Here is a 1,429-nt window from a genome sequence, read left to right as displayed (position 1 = left end):
AGGACCTCGCGGGTGTCGGCGGGGTCGATGACGTCGTCGACGAGGCCGCGCTCGGCCGCGTAGTACGGGTGCATCAGCTCGGCCTTGTACTCCTTGACCATGCGTGCACGCATCGCCTCCGAGTCGTCGGCCTCGGCGATCTGCCGGCGGAAGATCACGTTGGCGGCGCCTTCCGCGCCCATGACCGCGATCTCGTTGGTCGGCCAGGCGTACGTCAGGTCCGCGCCGATGGACTGCGAGTCCATGACGATGTAAGCACCGCCGTACGCCTTTCGCAGGATGAGCGAGATCCGCGGCACGGTGGCGTTGCAGTACGCGTACAGGAGCTTCGCTCCGTGGCGGATGATGCCGCCGTGCTCCTGGTCGACGCCGGGCAGGAAGCCCGGCACGTCCAGGAGGGTGACGATCGGGATGTTGAAGGCGTCGCACATCTGGACGAAGCGCGCGGCCTTTTCCGAGGCCTCGATGTCCAACACCCCTGCCAGGGACTGGGGTTGGTTGGCGACGATGCCGACGACCTGGCCGTCGAGGCGGGCGAGGGCGCAGACGATGTTGCGGGCCCAGCGCTCGTGCACCTCGAGGAAGTCGCCGTCGTCGACGAGTTCCTCGATGACCTTGTGCATGTCGTACGGCCGGTTGCCGTCCGCCGGGACGAGGTCGAGGAGGACGTCGGAGCGGCGGTCGGCCGGGTCGTCGGAGGAGACGACCGGCGGGTTCTCGCGGTTGTTCTGCGGGAGCATCGACAGGAGGTAGCGGACCTCGGCGATGCAGGTCTCCTCGTCGTCGTACGCGAAGTGCGCGACGCCGCTCGTCTCGGCGTGGACGTCGGCGCCGCCGAGGCCGTTCTGGGTGATCTCCTCGCCGGTCACCGCCTTGACCACGTCCGGTCCGGTGATGAACATCTGCGAGGTGTCACGGACCATGAACACGAAGTCCGTCAGCGCCGGCGAGTAGGCCGCGCCGCCCGCGCACGGGCCGAGCATCACGCTGATCTGCGGGATCACGCCGGACGCCTTGGTGTTGCGCTGGAAAATGCCGCCGTAACCGGCGAGCGCGCTCACGCCCTCCTGGATACGGGCGCCCGCGCCGTCGTTCAGCGAGACCAGCGGCGCACCGGCCGCGATGGCCATGTCCATGATCTTGTGGATCTTCGTGGCGTGCGCCTCACCGAGCGCGCCGCCGAAGATCCGGAAGTCGTGCGCGTACACGAAGACCGTACGGCCCTCGACCGTGCCCCAACCCGTGATCACACCGTCGGTGTACGGCTTCTTGTTCTCCAGGCCGAAGCCGACCGCACGGTGCCGACGCAGCTGCTCGACCTCCTTGAACGACCCCTCGTCCAGGAGCAGTTCGATCCGCTCGCGGGCCGTCAGCTTGCCCTTGGCGTGCTGGGCGGCGGTGGCCTTCTCGCTCGGGCCGGCCAGCGCCT

At 68.6% G+C, this 1,429-nt stretch carries 1 protein-coding gene; it reads right to left on the bottom strand.

The features are described 5' to 3' along the window. Nucleotides 1–1,429, bottom strand: a 1,429-nt coding sequence (locus tag QIS96_RS37605; RefSeq protein WP_282547388.1) for an acyl-CoA carboxylase subunit beta, incomplete at both ends; no start/stop codon positions are given.

Origin of the sequence: Streptomyces cavernicola (assembly GCF_029968035.1) — a bacterium.
GTDB classification, from domain to species: Bacteria; Actinomycetota; Actinomycetes; order Streptomycetales; family Streptomycetaceae; genus Streptomyces; species Streptomyces cavernicola.
The sequence above is the reverse complement of the archived record's forward strand: the minus strand, read 5'-3'. Positions and strand labels throughout refer to the sequence as shown.